At 47.0% G+C, this 2,347-nt stretch carries 3 protein-coding genes; 1 reads left to right on the forward strand and 2 read right to left on the reverse strand.

Annotated elements, in window-relative coordinates; all coding sequences use genetic code 11:
• Positions 1–899: glycerate kinase (locus PF479_RS16385; RefSeq protein WP_298008727.1), on the reverse strand; the 899-nt coding region annotated here is incomplete at its 3' end.
• A gap of 50 nt (positions 900–949) precedes the next feature.
• A complete protein-coding gene (locus PF479_RS16390) occupies positions 950–1,579 on the reverse strand; it encodes a GntR family transcriptional regulator (RefSeq protein ID WP_298008729.1) in 630 nt (209 codons plus the stop codon).
• 379 nt (positions 1,580–1,958) lie between these two features.
• Between PF479_RS16390 and PF479_RS16395 the strand changes: the two genes are divergently transcribed.
• A complete protein-coding gene (locus PF479_RS16395) occupies positions 1,959–2,237 on the forward strand; it encodes an RNA-binding protein (RefSeq protein WP_298008732.1) in 279 nt (92 codons plus the stop codon).
• Positions 2,238–2,347 lie beyond the last annotated feature (110 nt).

The raw sequence follows: 2,347 nt of genomic DNA on the forward strand, positions 1-2,347 counted from the left end.
CCGCGGACAGACTGACCGTCGATGCGGCCTTCTCCGGTGATGACCAGATCGGCCCCCTCCAGAGAATCGTCAAAACCTACAGAATCAAGAACAAGGTCAATCCCTTTTTCCAGAACTCCGCCGCAAAAGGCCATCAATCCAAATCCCAGGCCTCCGGCAGCCCCTGCTCCGGGGACCTCCGCCATATCCTGTCCGCTTATCTTTTTCATCAATTCGGACAGTGATTTCAGGTTCTTATCCAGAAGGCTGACCATCTCGGGGGTGGCGCCTTTCTGGGGACCGTAGGTAGCACTGGCACCATGTTCTCCGCAAAGAGGATTATCCACATCACAGGCCACTTTAATGGTGACCTCTTTCACGGAAGGCAGAAGGCCCGTCAGATCCACATCGGCGATGCTGTCCAGATTCCCTCCCACAGGGATGACTTCTTTTCCAGAGGCATCCATAAATTTGACTCCCAGAGCCCGGGCCATGCCGCAGCCTCCGTCGTTCGTTGCACTGCCGCCGATTCCAATGAGAATAGTAGTGCAGCCTCGACCTAAGGCGTCTTTAATCAATTCACCCGTACCGAAGGTAGTCGCCTGTCTAGGATCCTTCTCCTCTTCCGGTACCAGCGGCAGCCCTGAGGCGGATGCCATTTCTATGACAGCCGTATCTTTGCTATACAGGGCATATTCTGCCTTTACTGTTTTACCCATGGGCCCGGTCACATTCACATAAACCCTCTTGTCTTCTTCGGGGACCAGGGCCTGAACCAGCCCTTCTCCTCCATCGGCCACAGGCAGTTTTACAACATCAAGACCTGGATCTACTTTTTTTATTCCCCGCTCGATCGCTGCGGCGACCCGGATACTGGTATTGGACCCTTTGTAAGAATCCGACGCGATAACAACTTTCATTTAATCCTCCTGTGGATTGGCTTTATATTCATTACATACTGGACCTTCATTCAGACAGGACCAGTTCCTTCAAGCATATATTCCTTGGCATACCAGACATGTGTCCGGATGATTTCCTCTGCTTCATCCGCAGAATCCGCGTTGTTCAGCCGCTCAATCAGGACTTCATGGTTATCTCTTCCATGTTTTTTTTCAGGTGGTACAGTGCGGGCCATGGTGAAAAAGAGGTTCAGTTTCATAGTCTGGTCAAAGGCCTTTGTCAGTGCTGGTATGCCCGCCATAGAGACCAGTTCTTTATGAAAGAGGATTTCCATGCGCCAGTCTTCCAAAAGATCTTCCGGTGCATTATCAACTTGCCGGGCGAAGTCGATCATATCCTCATAAGCATCGGGGAGAGATTTAGACCAGTACAGACGGGCAGCCTTACTTTCTATGGCATCCCGGATCATAAATTGCCCGAGTATGTCCTCCGGTCTGATCAGTCGAACCTGTGTTCCCTTCCGGGGAATCGTTTCAAGGAGCCCTTCATGTTCAAGGAGCAGCATGGCTTCCAACACAGGTGCCACGCTGACTCCGAACTCACCTGCGATCTGACGACGATTGATAATCTGACCGGAATGAAGCTCGCCCGCCAAGAGTTGTTCGAGGATTTTATTGTACACATCCCTGGAAAGAAACACTGACGCGGCCCCTGAAGTATCATGTGATATATCACATGATACTTCAGAATTCCCTATAAATCAAGAATGGAAATCATGATCCAGCCTGAAAATTATCAAAAAAAGGTCATTTCAAGGCACTTTAACGCTCAGTATTGACTTTTATCATTGACCTAGCTGGAATTTCCTGTTATTTATATAGATAGGTTGAGAAACCGCAATGTTCTTTTTATTACGCATATCTTTTCTGATCTGATTTCCGTCTTCGTTTTCCTTTTGTACATCCTTATGAGAGTAACGACTGATTTAAAATCACATGACTAGACGTTGTGTATTAAGTTTGTTGCACTCTCAATGAATTTTTTATTTTAAATTCCGGGAATACCGGTAAGGATGCACGATGCCCAAGAAAATTTATGTAGGGAACTTAAACTACAACACTGATGAGGATAGACTTGCTGATCACTTTGCTCAGTTTGGAACTGTTCTCAGCGCAAGAATCATTTTTGACAGAGAAACTAACCGATCTAAAGGTTTTGGCTTTGTAGAAATGGAAGAAGACGAAGCAGCAGAAGCTGCTATCTCCGCACTGAATAATCAGGAGCTGGATAGTAGAAACCTTAGGGTCAACGAAGCGATCGAACGCGAAAGAAGACCCCGGGAAAATAATCGCTACTAGGCTTAAACCCCAAATATAAAAAGTTTTTTTGTTCCTTCGGGAGCAAATAAAAAAATCCTCCTTTGGGAGGATTTTTTGTTTTTATAAACTCCACCGCAGAACGGTGGAAC

This window comes from Oceanispirochaeta sp. (genome assembly GCF_027859075.1).
Lineage (GTDB): Bacteria > Spirochaetota > Spirochaetia > DSM-2461 > DSM-2461 > Oceanispirochaeta.

Coding starts and splice junctions, on each gene's coding strand:
- PF479_RS16395 (WP_298008732.1), top strand. CDS start 1,959: ATGCCCAAGAAAATTTATGTAGGGAACTTAAACTACAACACTGATGAG.